The sequence below is a fragment of the Methylophaga muralis genome, assembly GCF_001720165.1.
GTDB lineage: Bacteria > Pseudomonadota > Gammaproteobacteria > Nitrosococcales > Methylophagaceae > Methylophaga > Methylophaga muralis.
Map to the genome: position 1 here is coordinate 86,635 of NZ_MCRI01000005.1, position 18,763 is coordinate 105,397.

Genomic DNA, 18,763 nt, shown 5'->3' on the forward strand with positions numbered 1-18,763 from the left:
AGTTAAAAGTGGCATTTTACATGATCTATGGCGCTGATATAACCATGACCAAACTAATTGCGTTTAATAAACCTTATGACGTACTGACCCAATTCAACGATAACAATGGTCGAAAAACACTCAAAGACTATATTGATATACCTGAGGTTTATCCGGCAGGACGATTGGATCGTGACAGTGAAGGTTTATTATTGCTGACCGACGATGGTCGATTGCAACATCATATCAGCGATCCACGGCATAAATTAACAAAAACTTACTGGGTTCAGGTCGAAAATATTCCGGATGCCGCTGCAATCGAACAATTGCAACGGGGTGTTTTATTAAATGATGGCCTGACTAAACCGGCTAATGCTCGACTGATCGACCCACCAGAAGTTTGGGAAAGGCACCCGCCAGTACGCTTTCGCCAATCTATCCCCACTCAATGGTTGGAGTTGCAAATCAGCGAAGGCAAGAATCGTCAGGTAAGACGAATGACCGCAGCAGTAGGACACCCGACATTAAGATTGATCCGCGCAGCCATTGGTCCATGGCAGATAAATGATCTTTTACCGGGACAATGGTGTGAAGTTAATTTTCAGACCATGATAAAATACGCCGATGATTTGGACTCCAAGAACCACCGTAGCCGCCGTAATAGAACGCGACCAGCAATTTCTGATGGTCGAGGAAATGATCGGCAGCGAACTCAAACTCAACCAGCCAGCCGGCCATCTCGAAGACGGAGAAAGCCTGATTGAAGCGGTTATCCGCGAAACACTCGAAGAGACAGCCTGGCAATTTACGCCTGAGTCGTTGATTGGTATTTATCGCTGGCGACATCAACCTTCACAGAATACTTATATTCGCTTCTGCTTTGCCGGAAGTTTAGGTGAGCAGCTGGACATTCCGTTAGATACCGATATTCATCAAGCCGTTTGGCTGGATGCCGAGACTATTCAACAACGTCGATCCCAGTTTCGCAGCCCTCTGGTAGAACAATGTTTACAGGATTACCTCGCTGGAAAACGCTATCCACTTGATTTATTAACTGATTAATTATGTCTGAACACAAAAAAATAGTCGTCGGTCTGTCCGGTGGTGTGGATTCTTCTGTCTCGGCCTTGTTACTCAAACAGCAAGGCTTTGATGTTGAAGGTCTGTTTATGAAAAACTGGGTCGACTATGCCGATGAAAGCGAATGTACGGTTGAGGAAGATCGTAAAGACGCTCAATCAGTCGCCGATAAAGTCGGCATCGTTTTCCATGAAGCCAATTTCGCCATGGAATATTGGGATTATGTGTTCAAACATTTTCTTGATGAGTACAAAGCCGGACGTACACCGAATCCCGATATTCTGTGTAATCGCGAAATCAAATTTAAAGCCTTTTTAGATCACGCCATGGAATTGGGTGGCTATCTGATTGCTACCGGTCATTACGCTCGAGTGCGTGAATTTGAGGGTAAGTTTCAGTTATTAAAAGGTTTGGACAACACTAAAGATCAGAGCTATTTCCTCTATACCCTTGGTCAGGCGCAACTATCACGCACCCTGTTCCCTTTGGGCGAATTGCCAAAAACTGAAGTTCGTGAGATTGCCGAAAAAGCCGGCTTCATCAATCATGATAAAAAAGACAGCACCGGCATCTGCTTTATCGGTGAGCGACGTTTTCGCGAGTTTCTAGGTCGTTATATTCCGGCTCAGCCAGGCGAAATGCGCACCCCGGAAGGCGAAAAAATCGGCGAGCATGCAGGATTAATGTATTACACACTGGGGCAACGTCAGGGGCTTGGCATCGGTGGTCGCAAAGACAGCAGTGGCGAGCCTTGGTTTGTCGCTGGCAAGGATATGGAAAAGCGTATTTTATATGTTGTTCAAGGCGAGCATGAATGGCTTTACAGCACTAAACTCTCTGCGGAACAACTCTCTTGGGTGGCTGGTGAAGCTCCAGTATTCCCATGTCGCGCAAAGGCCAAAACTCGTTACCGTCAACCAGATCAAGCTTGTGTTATCACACAGGATAACAACGGTAATATTCAGGTTGAATTTGATGAGCCTCAACGTGCCGTCACGCCGGGACAATCTGTCGTGTTTTATCAGGATGATGTCTGCCTTGGCGGCGGTATTATTGTCGACACCAATGCGCCGGGAATGCACCCATGAGTCAGAAAACAATTATTCATGATCGGGTAATCGCCCTTTCCGCCATCATGCAGTCGGTCACACTGGTTCAACAGATTGCTGAGACTGGTCAGGTCGATAATGATGATATGCAGACCATGTTACAAAGCCTGATGGTGATGGATGCCCCTGATTCTGAGTCCGTTTACGGTGGGATTAGTAACTTAAAAACTGGCCTGCGTCAGTTCAATCAGCAACTCTCCAAACGCAAACAACCAGGCGATATCGTGGTTTTACGTTATGCGATTGGTATTTTGCATTTGCAACGCAAACTGGCAAAACGCCCAGCGATGTTGGATCTGATCACTCGTGAACTGGAACAGATCCCTCAACAGATCGAGTATTTTGGCAGTATCACCAGTACGCAGGTCATTGCCCGCTTTGCCGATATTTATCAACGCACCGTCAGTGAGCTCACCCCGCGTATTCAAGTATTTGGCGATTCCTCCTATCTGCAACAAGCTGATAATGTAAATCGTATTCGCGCCTTACTTTTAACTGGCATTCGCGCTGCTGTGTTGTGGCAACAAAAAGGTGGCAGACGCTGGCAGTTTTTATTGCAAAGCAACAAATTATTACAGGCCGCTACAGAATTACATGCTCAAACCTGAGATCATTTAGCACCAAAACACATAAAAAAAGGGCTGTAAAACAGCCCTTTTTTGTTTCAGCGATTTGCCAGCTTAACTGGCTTTGGCACGCTGATAATGTTCCAGCTCATTGAAGTTCAGATAACGATAGATCTCATTCGCCATTGGCTGAATACCGGCGACTTTCTCCAGATATTCGGCAACTGTTGGGATACGTCCCAGACTGGCAACTACAGCCGCGAGTTCAGCAGAAGATAAATATACATCTGCGCCGTTACCCAGACGATTCGGGAAGTTACGAGTAGAAGTTGAAACTACCGTGGCATTATCCGCCACCCGTGCCTGGTTACCCATACATAATGAGCAACCCGGTGTTTCAGTGCGAGCACCAACACGACCAAAGATACTGTAGATGCCCTCTTCGGTTAATTGATGCTGATCCATCTTGGTCGGCGGAGCAACCCAAAGTTTAACAGGCAGATTACCCATTTTCTCCAGCACTTTACCTGCTGCACGATAATGACCAATATTGGTCATGCAGGATCCGATAAACACCTCATCGATTTTGGCACCAGCGACTTCGGATAATGGTTTGATATCATCCGGATCGTTCGGACAGGCCAGTAATGGCTCTTTGATTTCATTCAAATCAATCTCGATAACGGCAGCATATTCTGCATCAGCATCCGGTTCGAGCAATTGCGGATCAGCCAGCCATGCACGCATCGCATCAATGCGGCGTTGCAACGTTCTGGCATCAGCATAACCTTCGGCAATCATCCATTCCATTAATGAGATATTGGAATTCAAAAACTCAATGATTGGTTCTTTATTTAATCTGACGGTACAACCATTGGCACTACGTTCTGCCGATGCATCCGACAGTTCAAATGCCTGTTCGACTTTCAGATCAGGCAAACCTTCAATTTCCAACACACGGCCATTAAAGATATTTTTCTTGCCTTTCTTTTCAACCGTCAGCAATCCTTCCTGAATAGCTGCATAGGGAATGGCATTAACCAGGTCACGTAAGGTAATACCCGGCTGCATTTCACCTTTAAAACGTACTAATATTGATTCCGGCATGTCCAGTGGCATTACGCCAAGCGCCGCAGCAAATGCCACCAAGCCAGAGCCTGCAGGAAAACTGATACCAATCGGGAACCGAGTATGTGAGTCGCCACCTGTTCCGACCGTATCTGGCAAAATCATCCGATTTAACCATGAATGAATAACGCCATCACCAGGGCGTAATGACACACCGCCACGAGTACTAATAAATTCGGGTAATTCATGCTGTAGCTTGATATCAACAGGTTTTGGATAAGCTGCGGTATGACAGAAAGACTGCATAACTAAATCAGAAGAGAATCCCAGACAGGCCAATTCTTTCAACTCATCACGAGTCATGGCACCCGTTGTATCCTGGGAACCGACAGTGGTGACTTTTGGCTCACAATAAGCACCAGGGCGAACACCCTCAACACCGCACGCTACACCCACCATCTTCTGTGCTAGCGTAAAGCCTTTGTCACTATGCACAGGTTCTACTGGACGCATAAACACTGATGATGCTGGCATGCCCAATGTTTCGCGGGATTTATCGGTTAATCCACGACCGATAATTAATGGAATACGGCCACCGGCACGCACTTCGTCAGCAATGGTGGTCGGACGCAAAGTGAATTCGGAAACAACCTCACCCGCTTGATTATAAATTTTGCCTTCATAAGGCTTGATGGTAATAACATCACCCATCTCTAATTTATCGACATTACATTCGATTGGCAGAGCGCCAGAATCTTCTGCGGTATTAAAGAAAATCGGCGCGATGTTATTACCTAAAATAACACCACCCTGGCGTTTATTAGGCACAAACGGTACATCATGGCCCATGTGCCAAAGCACAGAGTTAATGGCAGATTTACGTGAAGACCCCGTACCGACCACATCACCGACATAGGCTAATGGATAACCTTTTTCTTTCAGCGTGATGATGGTATCCAGTGCTCCGGGCATTTTACTGACCAACATAGCCTTGGCATGCAATGGAATATCCGGTCGACTCCATGCCTCGGTTGCTGGCGACAAATCATCGGTATTGGTTTCACCGGGAACCTTGAATACGGTAAGCGTGATTGATTCGGCTAATTGCGGTCTGGATAAAAACCATTCAGCTTCAGCCCAGGATTGCAAAACACGTTTTGCGTACGGATTTGTTTTGGCTTTTTCAACAATGTCGTGATAAGCGTCATACACCATCACGATTTTGGATAATGCTGTCTGTGCGGCTTCGGCAGTAGCGTCATAATCCAGTAAATCGATTAATGGATGGATGTTATATCCTCCCATCATCGTACCCAGTAGTTCAGTCGCCCGAACAGGTGTTATCAAATCACATTGCGTTTCCTGTTTTGCAATTGCAGCGAGAAAGCCCGCTTTGACATAGGCTGCTTTATCTACACCAGGTGGAACACGGTGAACCAGCAATTCGAGTAATGCTTCGCTGTCCCCATTTTGTGGCTGTTTGAGCCCTTCAATAATGTCTGATACTTGTTGTGCATCCAAAGGTAAAGCCGGCAAACCCTCTGCAGCCCGCTCATCAACATGTTTTTGATATTCTAGCAGCACGAAAACGCTCCGAAGTTAAAACCAAGATGGACGGTATTTTAACGCAAAATGACAAAGCAAACTGAATCAAATCCAGAAATACAGCCAAATTCTGCTATAATTTCGGCCAATTTTCAGCTTATTTTTAATGGAGTTTTCATGGAATTAACAGCTCTTACTGCCATCTCACCAGTTGATGGTCGTTATGCCGATAAAACCAAGGCTTTACGCCCCTATTTCAGTGAGTATGGTTTGCTGCGAGCTCGTGTCGAAGTTGAGTGCCGTTGGTTGCATTTACTTGGTGCGAATGCCGATATCCAGGAAGTCCCCAAATTAAGCGAAACCGCTGAACAGTTTCTTAACGATTTAATGAATAATTTTTCAGTTGAAGATGCGGCGGAAATCAAAGCTATCGAACGTGAGACCAACCACGACGTTAAAGCTGTTGAATACTTCATCAAACGTAAATTCAAAAATAATGCAGAACTTGATGCAGTCAATGAGTTTGTGCATTTTGCCTGCACCTCTGAAGATATCAACAACACCGCTTACGGCATTATGCTTAAAAATGCCCGCGAACAGGTGATCCTGCCCGAAATGGATACGCTGATTGGTGCATTGAAAAAACTGGCTTTGGAACAAGCTGAAACCCCAATGATGTCACGTACTCATGGCCAACCGGCCTCTCCAACTACGTTGGGTAAAGAGTTAGCCAATGTCGTAAAACGTCTGGAACTGCAACGCACTCATGTTGCTGCCGTATTGCTTTACGGAAAAATGAACGGCGCTGTTGGTAACTACAATGCCCATTACGCCGCTTACCCGAATATCGACTGGCCAATGATGGCCAATGCTTTTGTCACCGGACTGGGCCTGCGTTGGAACAAATACACCACTCAGATTGAACCACATGATTATGTGGCCGAATTATTCCAGGCAATGATTCGTTTTAACACTGTGCTGATCGATTTTTGTCGTGATGTCTGGAGCTATATTTCGATTGGTTACTTCAAGCAAAGAACCGTAAAGGGCGAAATCGGCTCTTCCACCATGCCACACAAAGTGAATCCGATTGATTTTGAGAATGCGGAAGGTAACCTGGGTATTGCCAATGCAACTTTCGATCATATGGCGATGAAACTGCCTATTTCTCGCTGGCAGCGTGATCTTACGGATTCAACCGTATTACGCAATATCGGCGTTGGCTTTGCTCACTCTTTATTGGCTTACAGCTCTGCACTGAAAGGTATCAGCAAACTCGAAGCGGCTCCAGAAGCGATGGCGGCAGATTTGGATGCCAACTGGGAGTTATTGGCCGAACCGATTCAAACTGTCATGCGTCGCTATGGCATTGAAAACCCGTATGAAAAACTTAAAGAGTTAACCCGCGGCCAACGAGTGAATAAACAGATCATGCATGAGTTTATTGATTCGCTGGATCTGCCTGATGCTACCAAATTTTCTTTGAAAGATATGACGCCTGCCAGCTACATCGGCAATGCCATTGAACAGGCAAAAAACTGCTAGATGACTGAACACCCCACTAATGCCAACACGAATCAAATCATCGCGTTTGATGGTAAACATGAGGCGGCTGCGGCTGCCTTGGCATTGGTGGAATCAGCTCAGCGCGAAATTTGTTTTCTCGGTAGTCAACTTGATTCAACCTTGCTCGACAACTTAGCGATTATTGAATGCATCAAACAGCTTTGTATAAGTAGTCGCCGGTCAAAAATTAGATTTTTAGTAGATGAAACTCAAAGCAGCATCATTAGTTCACATCGACTATTACCGTTAATTTCCAAGCTCACCAGCTCGATCAGCGTGAATATTTTGTCAGATAAACATCAACGGCCAAAAAATATTGTGCTGTTGGTGGATGATTCTGGCTATTTACGTTGTCTGAATAATCAACGCTATCAGGGACAGGCAAATCTGCATGATCCTTTGACGGTACGTGAACTCAAACAACAGTTTGAAGAATGCTGGAATCACAGCTCTGCAGATGTGGCGACAAGGCGGTTTTTATTATGAAAATAATCTATTCGATAGCATTTTTATTGCTGGCGTTACCGGCTTATGCTGATCAAATCAGAACCATTACCTTGCAACATCGACTGGCGGCAGAAATATTGCCGATGATTGAACCGATGGTCGATAACTACACCACTATTAATGGTCACGATAATCTGCTGATTATCAAAAGTTCGTCGCAAAGCTTTCAAGAAATTGAACAACTGGTCAAACAGCTGGATAGCCGGCAGCAAAGCCTGACCGTTACGGTGCTGCGTACCCAACAACAACTGATTGATGAACGGTTTGCTGATGATCAACTGAATATTGATTTACAGGATCCGCAAAATTCATCTGTACAAATAAAACGCTGGTCAACTCAAGATAGTCGTGAACGGGATCAACAATATCAGGCACGGGGTATTGCTGGTCAGCCGATTGATATACAAATGGGCCGAGCAGTCGCCGATAATCAGCAACAGCTTATTTTTTACCCTCATGGTGGTATTGCTGTTCAAGAAACGACCCAGTACATTCAACTGGATAATGGCTTTCAGGCTAGAGTTAATATTCTCGGCAACCAACAAGCTCGCGTCGATATTCTGCCTTTATTTTCCAAAATGCATCGTAATGGAGATATCAGCACAACTAGTCTGCTTACCACTGTCACTGGACCTGTAGATCAATGGATCCTGATAGGTCAGATTGGTGAACAACACCGTCAGCAACAAAATGCTAAAACCTATCGCAGTCATCAGGATCAACAACAATGGCTGTATCTTAAAATCGAACTTAACTGAGTAACCCTGCAAAACAATGGATATAAAAGAAGCGATTCAAACTCGTCGCTCGGTCAAACATTATGACCCAGCACATCAAATGACCGAAGCCGAAGTCAACGAATTGATGGAACATGCCATCCTATCACCTACGGCATTCAATATTCAGCACTGGCGGTTTGTGCGAGTACAAGATACTCAGAAACGTCAGCAAATTCTGGAAGCGGCCTGGGGTCAGGCGCAAGTAGTAGATTCATCCTTGTTACTGGTGCTTTGTGCTGATTTAAATGCCTGGGAAAAACAACCTGAACGTTATTGGCAGCATGCACCACAAGCAGCCCAAAATGCCATACTTCCGGCGATTGAAAATTACTACACCAATCATCATCAAGGTCAGCGTGATGAATGTGTTCGGTCAGCCAGTATTGCCGCGATGAACATTATGCTGATGGCAAAAGGCATGGGTTATGACACCTGCCCGATGGATGGCTTTGATTTTGATAAAGTCGCTCGCATCATCAACCTGCCACACGATCATATTATTGTGATGATGATTACCGTAGGTAAAAAGCTGGAGGATGCACGTCCCAGAGCCGGTCAATTACCGCTCGAGGAAGTGTTTTTTACCGATAGTTTTTAATCAGATAATCGGCGGCGGCGCATCACAGACATTGTTGCGCCCTCGTCGTTTCGCTAAATACACAGCGCGATCCACCCGTTGCAGGAAACTATCCACGCCCTCACCCGGCACATAACGCGCGACGCCAAATGACATGGTTATAGTACCTAATGGTTCGCGGGTATCCTTACGCTGAATACGTTTACTGGCAAGATCCTGACGAATCGTATCAGCGAGAATACGAGCATTCTGCATGCTGGTATTTGGCAGAATGACAGCAAATTCTTCACCACCATAGCGGGCAACCAGGTCCCGGCCTTTCAGCGACGTTTTCATTAATTCGGCAATCACTCTTAACACTTGATCGCCGACTAACTGGCCATGTTTTTCGTTGATGGTGCTGAACATATCCACATCGGAAAAGATAACTGAGACGTCCATACCATTCTGATCGGCATCGCGTGTCATTTGATGGATCAAATCATCAAAATGTTTACGATTGGCCAAACCCGTCAAACTGTCCGTTATTGCTTCACGTCGCGAATCACTCAACTCTTTTTTCAATGCAGCAACTTCGGTCATTGCACCATTCAATTGTTCATTAAGTAATTCGCCTGATGAAACAGCCAACCGAGTTTCAATCAAGACTTCTTCAATAAGCGTATGCAATTGCTGACGATTTAAATCAGGTTGCAAACGACTTAACATGCTTTGTAAATGGCTGTTACTACGACCGGTTGTGGTTACGCCGGTATAGACGTAATTCAATACTTGTTTAAGTAATCGCGCCAATTCCTGGCGCATCTCAAACATGGCCGCCCGATCTTTATCATCATCAAAAAACTGCTCGTACAACAAATGACATTGCTGTGCTGTCAGTTTTCCAGACATCTCAATTTCGTTATCTACTGCTTCAGTCAAAGAGAGATTGGTACCGGATACATACTCAAACCATAGCGCATAATTCGCCGGCGTTGGAGCAATATCGAATTGTTTCATTTTTGAAAGCGCTAATCGCATCCACTCTGATGTGCGCTCATCTTGCTCGCTGTATTTCATAATCTCTCCGGCAAGTTCCTGATGCCTATTTTTTCTTCTTCCCTGCTATTTTTAATCGTAGTGCATTGAGTTTAATAAAGCCTTCTGCATCTTTCTGATTATACGCTCCAGCATCGTCTTCAAATGTTGCAATTGATTCATCGAACAGACTGTCTGTCGCTGACTGTCTGCCTACCACAGTGACGTTTCCTTTATACAATTTGATTCTGACATCACCGTTCACGCTATGCTGTGATGCATCTATCATTGTCTGCATCATCAAGCGTTCTGGGGCCCACCAGTAGCCGTTATAAATCATGCTGGCATAACGTGGCATCAACTCATCTTTCAGGTGGGCGACTTCACGATCCAGAGTCAGTGATTCGATGGCGCGATGCGCACGTAACATCACTGTACCAGCCGGAGTTTCATAACAACCGCGTGACTTCATACCCACATAACGGTTTTCAACAATATCCAGTCGTCCTACACCGTTCTCACCAGCAACTTTGTTCAAGTACGTCATGACTTGTGCAGGTGTCATACGTTCGCCATTGATAGCGACAATGTCGCCTTTCTCATAGCTCAGTTCCAGATAAGTTGCTTTATCGGGAGCATTTTCAGGAGAAACTGACCAACGCCACATGGTTTCTTCTGCTTCAGCCCATGGGTCTTCAAGAATCCCACCTTCATAAGAAATATGCAGCAAGTTGGCATCCATTGAATAAGGTGATTTTTTGCCCTGTTTCATTTCAACTGGAATACCGTGTTGTTCTGCATAATCCAGTAGTTTTTGACGTGATAACAAATCCCATTCACGCCAAGGAGCGATAACTTTAATGTTCGGATTCAGACCATATGCACCCAGCTCAAAACGGACCTGATCATTACCTTTACCAGTAGCGCCATGTGAAACCGCCTCGGCACCAGTTTGAGCGGCAATTTCAACCAGACGTTTAGCAATTAACGGACGTGCAATAGAGGTACCTAACAGGTACTCACCTTCATAAATAGCATTGGCACGAAACATCGGGAAAACATAATCACGCGCGAATTCTTCACGTAAATCTTCGATATAAATTTCTTTAATACCTAAAGACTGGGCTTTAGCACGAGCTGGTTCAACTTCTTCACCCTGGCCCAGATCAGCTGTAAAGGTCACGACTTCACATTGATATTTATCCTGCAGCCATTTGAGAATAACCGAAGTATCCAAGCCACCTGAATAGGCTAATACGACTTTTTTGATGTCAGACATGGGGGAAGAAATCCTGTATCGAAGAAATTAAAAATTGGTGCGTTATTGTATCAAAATCCGCGTAAAGCAAGCACTTCTCTTGCTGACTGGCGTTTATCACCTTTGCAGCTAATGGTGCGAGGTGCATCAAGGTATCTCAAGCTAAATCCTAGATCACGATAGAGCTTTTTAATTTTGTCTGTAGCCTGATTAGACAACACCACCGGTCCATCATGTTTTGCCAGCCACTCAGCCAATCTCACCTGATCTTCCCAGTCAAAACCTTGCTGGGAATATTGTCGAAAAGGCACATCATAAGGTGGATCAGCATAGATAAAATCATTCTGCTGAAGAGTAAGGTTGGCGAAATCGGTGTTGCTGAATTCCCACCTGCTTAAAACAGATTGGTAGGGCGCAAAGTCACTGACGTAATTGATGGTTTTATAACGCCCGAATGGCACGTTATAACCGCCGCTTTTATTGAACCGACATAAGCCGTTATAACCAGTTCGATTCAGATAATAAAATAATTGAGCACGTTCAACTTCATTATCTGCAGCGATATCATTGAATTGTTTACGATATTGGTAATAAAGCTGTTCATCATTTGCCAGTGGCAAATCGATGGTTAAGCCTTGCTGTAATTGGCGGTAAAAATTAATCAGTGCCGGGTTTACATCGTTTAATAAAGCTTGCTGCGGATTTAATCCCAAAGCAACGGACAAACCACCACAAAAGGGTTCGACCAGTCGATGTTCGGGAAACTTCTTCCACAACTTTAACAGTTTCGGAATTAGCCAGCGTTTGCCCCCCGCCCATTTTAAAGGCGGTTTAAGCACAGAATCATCTCTGGTCATAGCTGAGTTATCACTGGCTGGATCCGCGGCATGCAAGGCAGTTCATCACTGAATTATGGATAAAGCTGTTCAGAACAACGGGGTTGTTCTGAACAGCTGACATTAACTTATTTACTATGTAATGTTTTACGTGGCGGCATTAAATCCGTGATATTACCTTCAGCCATTTCGGCAGCAAAGGCAAAGGTTTCTGACAAGGTCGGATGTGGATGAATGCTTAAGCCAATATCTTCTGCATCAGCCCCCATTTCCAGTGCCAATACCGCTTCAGCAATTAACTCACCGGCATTTGGTCCGACAATACCGGCACCGAGTAAACGACCGGTTTCTTTATCAAACAGTGCTTTGGTTAAACCTTCATCACGATCAACACTCAAGCTGCGACCACTTGCCGCCCAAGGGAAAGCACCTTTAACGTATTCAATACCCTGCTTCTTGGCTTCATCTTCACTGAGTCCCATCCAGGCAACTTCAGGATCGGTATAAGCCACCGAAGGAATTGTCATCGGATCAAAGGCTACCTTTTTACCAGCAATATGTTCTGCAGCAACTTTGCCTTCATGTGTTGCTTTATGTGCCAGCATCGGTTGGCCGACAATGTCACCAATCGCATAGATGTGCGGCACATTGGTTTGCATCTGTTGATTGACTTCAATAAAGCCATAATCATTGACGGTTACGCCCGCCGCTTCTGCATTAATCAATTTACCGTTTGGTGAACGGCCAACCGCAACCAGGATCTTGTCGTAGGTTTGTGGTTCCGGCGCATTATCACCCTCAAAAGTGACTTTGAGACCTGACTTCATTGCATCGATTTTGCTGACTTTGGTTTTCAGATAAATCGCTTTGTATTGTTTTTGAATATGGTTATGCAATGGTTTGACCAGATCCTTATCGGCGCCAGGAATCAAACTGTCCTGCAATTCAACCACACTGATTTCAGAACCCAGCGCGTTATATACAGTGGCCATTTCCAGACCGATAATGCCACCACCAATAACCAGCAGTTTTTTCGGAATATCTTCCAATTCCAACGCATCGGTAGAATCCATCATCCGCGGATCATCATTAGGGAAAACTGGAATTTTAGTTACCCGCGAACCAGCGGCAATAATGCAGTTTTCAAAACTGATAGTTTTAACGCCATCGTCAGTTTTGACCTGAATCAAATTTGTACCGGCAAATTGGGCTTCACCATGTACGACGGTGACTTTACGCTGCTTGGCCAAAGCCGATAATCCGCCAGTCAACTTGGAAACAATGCTGTCTTTCCAATCTGCGACTTTGCGAATATCAATTTTTGGCGCACCAAACGTCACACCATTTTCAGCAATATGTTTAGCTTCATTAATCACGTGAGCGGTATGCAATAATGCTTTTGACGGGATACAACCGACATTCAAACAAACACCGCCGATGCGTTGATGACGCTCGATCAAAATCACCTGCTTGCCTAAATCCGCTGCACGAAATGCTGCCGTATAACCACCAGGGCCGGATCCTAAAACCACTACTTCGGCTTGCATATCGGCATCGGTTGCTAGTTCAGCCTTGGCAGTTGGGGCAGCCTGGGGTTTTTCAGCAGGTTTTTCTGCTTTTGTTTCGGCAGGCTTGGCAGATTCTTTTTCCGTTTCAGCCGGTTTTTCTTCAGTTGCAGAATCAGCTTCGCTTTCCAACGTCAGAATCAGATCACCTTGAGCTACCTTATCACCAACTTTAACTTTCAAAGACTTGATAATACCGGCAGCAGAGCTAGGGATTTCCATCGCGGCTTTATCTGATTCAAGCGTGATAATGTCTTGATTTTCACTAATTGAATCGCCTTCAGCAACCAGGATTTCAATAATTTCAACTGCATCAAAATCACCGATATCCGGTACCTTGACTTCAATCAAACTCATAACAATACCTTTCTGATATCCGACAACATTTGATTAAGCATCACAGTAAAGCGAGCGCCGGCAGCGCCATCAATTACACGATGATCATATGAAATCGACAATGGCAACATTAGCCGCGGTTCAAATTCCTTACCATTCCAGACAGGTTTCATCTGATGACGGCTAACACCGAGAATAGCGACTTCAGGAGCGTTAACAATCGGGGTAAAGAATTGACCACCAATACCACCAAGGCTAGAGATAGAGAAGGTTCCACCCTGTAAATCCTTGGCTGTTAAAGTGCCTTCACGCGCCCGGGCGCTGATTTCACCCAATTCACCGGCAAGTTCCAGAAAGCCTTTTTTATCAACGTCACGAATCACCGGAACCATCAAACCATTTGGCGTATCAACGGCCACACCGATGTTGTAGTACTTTTTGTAAATCAGGCTTTGTTTGTCTTCACTTAGGGAAGCATTAAACTCAGGGTATTGTTTCAGACAGGCAACAACGGCTTTCATAATGAATACCAATGGCGTCAGACCGACACCTTTCTTGGCAGCCATGTCTTTGTTTTCCTGACGGAATTCTTCCAGCTCAGTGATATCGGCTTCATCAAACTGCGTCACATGAGGAATATTCAACCAACAAGCGTGCAAATGTTTGCCGGAGATTTTCTTGATTCTGGATAATTCTTTGCTCTCGATTTCGCCAAACTGTTCAAAATTTATTACCGGAACAGATGGAATACCAGCGCCTTCAGCCGCTTTTGGTGCAGGTGCATTCATCACCTGTTTAACAAAATTTTGCACGTCTTCTTTGGTAATACGACCTTTTTGACCGCTGCCAACGATAGCGGCCAATGGCACACCTAATTCACGAGCAAACTGCCTTACTGAAGGTGATGCATGTGAAGGTTTTTTAGCTGAACCGGTATCCGGTGCATAAGGCAGTGTTTCAGTTCTTTCAGGTTCTGGGTTAGCAACCGTAGGAGTTGGTGCTGGTTTACTTTCAGCCGCAGCTGGTTTTTCTTTCTCTGCCGGCTTGCTTTCAGCAGCTTTCTCAGCTGGTTTTTCTGCTTTTTCGCTCGTTGCAGCTGAATCACTGGATTCAATTAAAGCGATAACAGAACCTTCGCTGACTTTATCGCCGACTTTAACTTTCATTTCTTTAATGGTGCCGCTGAGCGATGATGGGATCTCCATCATCGCTTTATCGGACTCAATGGTGATTACTTCCTGATCAGCACTGATTGAATCACCTTCAGCGACTAAAACTTCAATGATTTCAACGCTATCAAAATCACCAATATCAGGGACTTTTAGTTCGATTAAATCTGCCATGTTTTAAACCTTAACTGGATTTGTTGCGTCAGCATCAATGTTGTATTGCTTGATGGCTTTTGCGACCACATCGTATTTAATAGTGCCTTCATCAGCCAGCGCGCTGAGGGTGGCGACAACCACGTGATAACGATCCACTTCAAAGAAGCTACGCAATCTCTCACGGGTATCACTGCGACCAAAACCATCGGTACCCAGTACAACATAACGTTGTTTGATCCACGGACGTAATTGCTCGGCATACAGACGCATATAATCTGTAGACGCGATAACTACACCTTCCTGATCATCCAGGCATTGTGAAATATAGCTGCGTTTTTTCTCAGCAGTCGGGTGCAGACGGTTGTAACGTTCCACATCCATACCATCACGTACCAGTTCGTTCACACTGGTTGCGCTCCACACATTGGCAGAAACATTCCAGTCTTTTTCCAGCATTTCAGCAGCAGCTTCAACTTCACGCAGGATGGTGCCACTACCAACTAATTGGGCTTTAACTTTGTGTTTGCCACCCGATTTCAACTGATACAGACCTTTGATGATGCCCTCTTCCACACCTTCAGGCATTGCCGGATGGGTATAGTTTTCATTCATCGCAGTGATGTAATAGAACACGCCTTCCTGTTTCTCATACATCCGGCGCATGCCTTCATGGACGATAACCGCCATTTCATAGGCATAGGTCGGATCGTAGCTTAGGCAGTTTGGAATAGTGTTGGCCAGAATCAGACTGTGTCCATCCTGATGCTGCAGACCTTCACCATTTAGTGTGGTGCGTCCCGCTGTACCACCTAACAAGAAGCCTTTGGCCTGAATATCACCGGCCAACCAGCACAAATCACCAACACGTTGGAAACCGAACATCGAGTAATAGATGTAGAACGGCACCATATTAACGTTGTAATTGGAGTAAGCCGTGGCTGCAGAAATCCACTCTGACATCGCACCAGCTTCATTGATGCCTTCTTCAAGGATCTGGCCTTTGGTATCTTCGCGATACCACATGACTTTGCCCGAATCTTCCGGTTCGTACTTCTGGCCAGATGAAGAATAGATGCCGATTGAACGGAACAAACCTTCCATACCAAAAGTACGTGCTTCATCCGGTACGATTGGCACGATATTCTTGCCAATATTCTTATCACGAATTAATGCGGTTAATATCCGTACAAAAGCCATTGTGGTTGATAATTCACGATCGCCACTATCTTTCAGTACAGCATCAAAAATACTTAATGGTGGAATCTCCAGCGCAGGTGCACTGTGATTACGTTTTGGAATAAATCCGCCTAACTCTTCACGACGTTCCAGCAGGTATTTTTTCTCTGCGCTGTCATCATCAAGTTTGATGTAAGGAATTTGTTCAATTTCATCATCAGGAATAGGAATATTGAAACGATCGCGGAAGCGTTTCATATGTTCCAGTTCCATTTTCTTCTGCTGATGCGTGGTGTTCTGGCCTTCGCCCGCTTGACCCAAACCATAACCTTTAACGGTTTTAGCCAGAATAACGGTTGGTTGACCAACATGATCTACTGCTTGTTTATAAGCTGCGTAAATCTTGCGTGGATCATGACCACCACGACTCAAGTGCCAGATATCTTCATCAGTCATATCTGAAACCATATCCAGCAACTCTGGATATTTACCAAAGAAATGCTTACGAACATAAGCACCATCTTTAGCTTTGTAATTCTGGTATTCGCCGTCGACCACTTCTTCCATGCGTTTCAGCAACCAGCCATCAGTATCACGTGCCAGCAATTGATCCCAACCGCTGCCCCAGATAACTTTTAATACATTCCAGCCAGCCCCACGGAATAAGGCTTCAAGTTCTTGAATAATTTTGCCATTACCACGCACCGGACCATCAAGACGTTGCAGGTTACAGTTGACGACAAAAATTAGATTATCGAGTTTTTCACGACCGGCCAGAGTGATGGCACCCAATGATTCCGGTTCATCCATCTCACCATCACCTAAGTAAGCCCAAACATGGCGGCCTGCTGTTTTGGCGATTTCACGATGATGCATGTACTTCATGAAACGTGCTTGATAAATAGACAGAATTGGACCAAGGCCCATTGATACTGTCGGGAACTGCCAGTAATCCGGCATCAACCATGGATGAGGATAGGAAGACAGACCTTTGCCATCCACTTCAAAACGGAAATTATCTAACTGTTCTTCGGTCAGGCGACCTTCGAGGAAAGAGCGAGCATAGATACCCGGTGCAGAATGACCTTGAACAAACACCATATCGGCGCCTTCTTCATGGTTATCGCCTCGGTAGAAGTGGTTGAAACCAACATCATAGAGTGTTGCAGCGGAGGAGAAACTCGCAATATGTCCACCGACAGCGCCGGGTTTCATATTGGCTTTAACCACCATCGCCATCGCGTTCCAACGGATATACGATCTGAGCTTATGTTCCATTGCCTGGTCACCAGGAATACGCTCCTGCTGATCCACTGGAATGGTATTTACGTATGCGGTATTGGCACTGTAAGGCAGGTTTACACCGCTACGGCGGGCCTTATCAATGAGTTTTTCAATAATGTAATGGGCTTTTTCGTCACCGGCCGCTTCAAGCACAGACTCGAGAGCGTCCAACCATTCTTGCGTTTCTTGTGGATCGTGATCGACAAAATCAGTCATATATACCTTCTTAAATCTCAACGCGATAAATTACAGCCGCACATTGTAACAGTTTTTGTTTAATTGACACTCTGACACGTCGACAAAAGCCTGATGCAGCGCCATTCTGGCAAGAAAATCAAAACCTTGTGGAAATATTTATTACGGATAAAAAGCCGTAAACGCCAAGTGAATTGGCTTTAGGAACTCGCTACTTGATGACGCCGACGCTGGCTAAGCACTCTGAATCCCAGTAACAGAATAACAATGAGCAGATAAATTACCGGCTCAGTTTTATCTTGCTTGACCAGCATATAAAAATGCAAACAAGAAAGCACGACAATCAGATAAATTAAATAATGTAATTTTTTCCAGCGTCGCCCGCCGAGCTTTTTTATCATCTTATCGGTAGAAGTAATCGTTAATGGAATCAGTAACAGAAAGCTGATGAATCCCACCGTGATAAATGGTCGTTTGATAATGTCCAGCCAAATTTCCTGTACATCAAAAAACTGATCCAGCCCTAAGTAAAGCAGCATATGTACGCTGGCATAAAAGAAGGCAAATAAGCCCAGCATGCGGCGAAAACGAATAAATTCATTGATGCCGGTCAGTTTGCGTAACGGCGAAATCAATAATGTCAGCATAATAAATCGCAAAGCCCACAAGCCGGTGTCACGGGTCACAGCTTCAATCGGGTTGGCACCCAATTGATCGTTTAATAAGGCATAAACAAGCCAAAATAGTGGCAATAAGCAAACGCAGAAAACCAGCCATTTAGCTCTGGAGATATGTTTACCCATTAGAAATAACGTTTTAAATCCATACCGGTATATAACTCTGCAACTTCTTCGCCATAGCCATTAAACATAAGTGTTTCACGTTTGAGGAATTCACCTATACGTCTTTCACGACGCTGACTCCAGCGTGGATGGTTAACTTCTGGATTAACATTTGAATAAAACCCATACTCACCAGCATTAGCCTGAACCCAA

16 protein-coding genes and 1 pseudogene are annotated in these 18,763 nt (G+C 44.9%); 8 read left to right on the plus strand and 9 right to left on the minus strand.

Annotation, left to right across the window (positions count from 1 at the left end):
* Nucleotides 1-8: 8 nt before the first annotated feature.
* The 4 genes from A9E74_RS04200 to hflD are packed head-to-tail and all read left to right on the plus strand — an operon-like array spanning nt 9 to nt 2,776.
* Nucleotides 9-743: a pseudouridine synthase gene (locus A9E74_RS04200; RefSeq protein ID WP_245652045.1), complete on the plus strand. Its 735-nt coding sequence runs from the start codon at nt 9-11 to the stop codon at nt 741-743.
* Nucleotides 664-1,041, plus strand: coding sequence for an NUDIX hydrolase (locus tag A9E74_RS04205; protein ID WP_245652046.1), 378 nt, complete (start codon nt 664-666; stop codon nt 1,039-1,041). Before A9E74_RS04200 ends, A9E74_RS04205 begins: the two co-directional genes overlap by 80 nt.
* A 2-nt stretch (nt 1,042-1,043) precedes the next feature.
* The gene (gene mnmA, locus A9E74_RS04210; protein WP_069295398.1) at nt 1,044-2,147 is read left to right on the plus strand and encodes a tRNA 2-thiouridine(34) synthase MnmA; all 1,104 of its coding nucleotides are present in this window, start codon (nt 1,044-1,046) and stop codon (nt 2,145-2,147) included.
* On the plus strand, nt 2,144-2,776 hold the full coding sequence (gene hflD / locus A9E74_RS04215; RefSeq protein ID WP_069295399.1) for a high frequency lysogenization protein HflD: 633 nt from the start codon (nt 2,144-2,146) through the stop codon (nt 2,774-2,776). Before mnmA ends, hflD begins: the two co-directional genes overlap by 4 nt.
* A 72-nt stretch (nt 2,777-2,848) precedes the next feature.
* Here hflD and acnB read toward each other — a convergent pair whose 3' ends face one another.
* Nucleotides 2,849-5,386, minus strand: a complete 2,538-nt coding sequence (gene acnB, locus A9E74_RS04220; protein WP_069295400.1) for a bifunctional aconitate hydratase 2/2-methylisocitrate dehydratase — start codon at nt 5,384-5,386, stop codon at nt 2,849-2,851.
* A gap of 138 nt (nt 5,387-5,524) precedes the next feature.
* Here acnB and purB point away from each other — a divergent pair, with 138 nt between their 5' ends.
* Genes purB through A9E74_RS04240 form a run of 4 tightly spaced genes read left to right on the plus strand, consistent with a single transcriptional unit; the run spans nt 5,525 to nt 8,797 of the window.
* The gene (gene purB / locus A9E74_RS04225) at nt 5,525-6,892 is read left to right on the plus strand and encodes an adenylosuccinate lyase (RefSeq protein ID WP_069295417.1); all 1,368 of its coding nucleotides are present in this window, start codon (nt 5,525-5,527) and stop codon (nt 6,890-6,892) included.
* Nucleotides 6,893-7,399, plus strand: a complete 507-nt coding sequence (locus tag A9E74_RS04230; RefSeq protein WP_069295401.1) for a DUF7931 domain-containing protein — start codon at nt 6,893-6,895, stop codon at nt 7,397-7,399.
* Nucleotides 7,396-8,178, plus strand: a complete 783-nt coding sequence (locus tag A9E74_RS04235; RefSeq protein ID WP_069295402.1) for a secretin N-terminal domain-containing protein — start codon at nt 7,396-7,398, stop codon at nt 8,176-8,178. Before A9E74_RS04230 ends, A9E74_RS04235 begins: the two co-directional genes overlap by 4 nt.
* Before the next feature lie 16 nt (nt 8,179-8,194).
* Nucleotides 8,195-8,797 carry a nitroreductase family protein gene (locus A9E74_RS04240; RefSeq protein WP_069295403.1) on the plus strand — a complete coding sequence of 201 codons (603 nt, stop codon included), beginning with the start codon at nt 8,195-8,197 and terminating at the stop codon, nt 8,795-8,797.
* On the opposite strand, the gene A9E74_RS04245 is transcribed toward A9E74_RS04240, so the two are convergent.
* From A9E74_RS04245 to A9E74_RS04280, 8 genes and pseudogenes are all read right to left on the minus strand, one after another.
* On the minus strand, nt 8,798-9,835 hold the full coding sequence (locus tag A9E74_RS04245) for a GGDEF domain-containing protein (protein ID WP_069295404.1): 1,038 nt from the start codon (nt 9,833-9,835) through the stop codon (nt 8,798-8,800). It lies immediately after the preceding gene.
* Nucleotides 9,836-9,860: 25 nt separating this feature from the next.
* Nucleotides 9,861-11,072, minus strand: a complete 1,212-nt coding sequence (locus tag A9E74_RS04250; protein WP_069295405.1) for an argininosuccinate synthase — start codon at nt 11,070-11,072, stop codon at nt 9,861-9,863.
* A gap of 50 nt (nt 11,073-11,122) precedes the next feature.
* A complete protein-coding gene (locus A9E74_RS04255; RefSeq protein ID WP_069295418.1) occupies nt 11,123-11,908 on the minus strand; it encodes a DNA adenine methylase in 786 nt (261 codons plus the stop codon).
* A 107-nt stretch (nt 11,909-12,015) separates the two neighbouring features.
* A complete protein-coding gene (lpdA, locus tag A9E74_RS04260; RefSeq protein WP_069295406.1) occupies nt 12,016-13,809 on the minus strand; it encodes a dihydrolipoyl dehydrogenase in 1,794 nt (597 codons plus the stop codon).
* Complete coding sequence (aceF, locus tag A9E74_RS04265) at nt 13,806-15,131, minus strand: dihydrolipoyllysine-residue acetyltransferase (protein WP_069295407.1); 1,326 nt, start codon at nt 15,129-15,131, stop codon at nt 13,806-13,808. Before aceF ends, lpdA begins: the two co-directional genes overlap by 4 nt.
* Before the next feature lie 3 nt (nt 15,132-15,134).
* Nucleotides 15,135-17,789, minus strand: a complete 2,655-nt coding sequence (aceE, locus tag A9E74_RS04270) for a pyruvate dehydrogenase (acetyl-transferring), homodimeric type (RefSeq protein WP_069295408.1) — start codon at nt 17,787-17,789, stop codon at nt 15,135-15,137.
* A gap of 179 nt (nt 17,790-17,968) precedes the next feature.
* Nucleotides 17,969-18,571 (minus strand): protein-methionine-sulfoxide reductase heme-binding subunit MsrQ, encoded by a 603-nt coding sequence (gene msrQ / locus A9E74_RS04275; RefSeq protein ID WP_069295409.1) that lies wholly within the window; start codon nt 18,569-18,571, stop codon nt 17,969-17,971.
* Nucleotides 18,571-18,763 (minus strand): annotated as a pseudogene (locus A9E74_RS04280) (protein-methionine-sulfoxide reductase catalytic subunit MsrP); the annotation flags it as partial. The gene msrQ and the pseudogene A9E74_RS04280, both read right to left, overlap by 1 nt.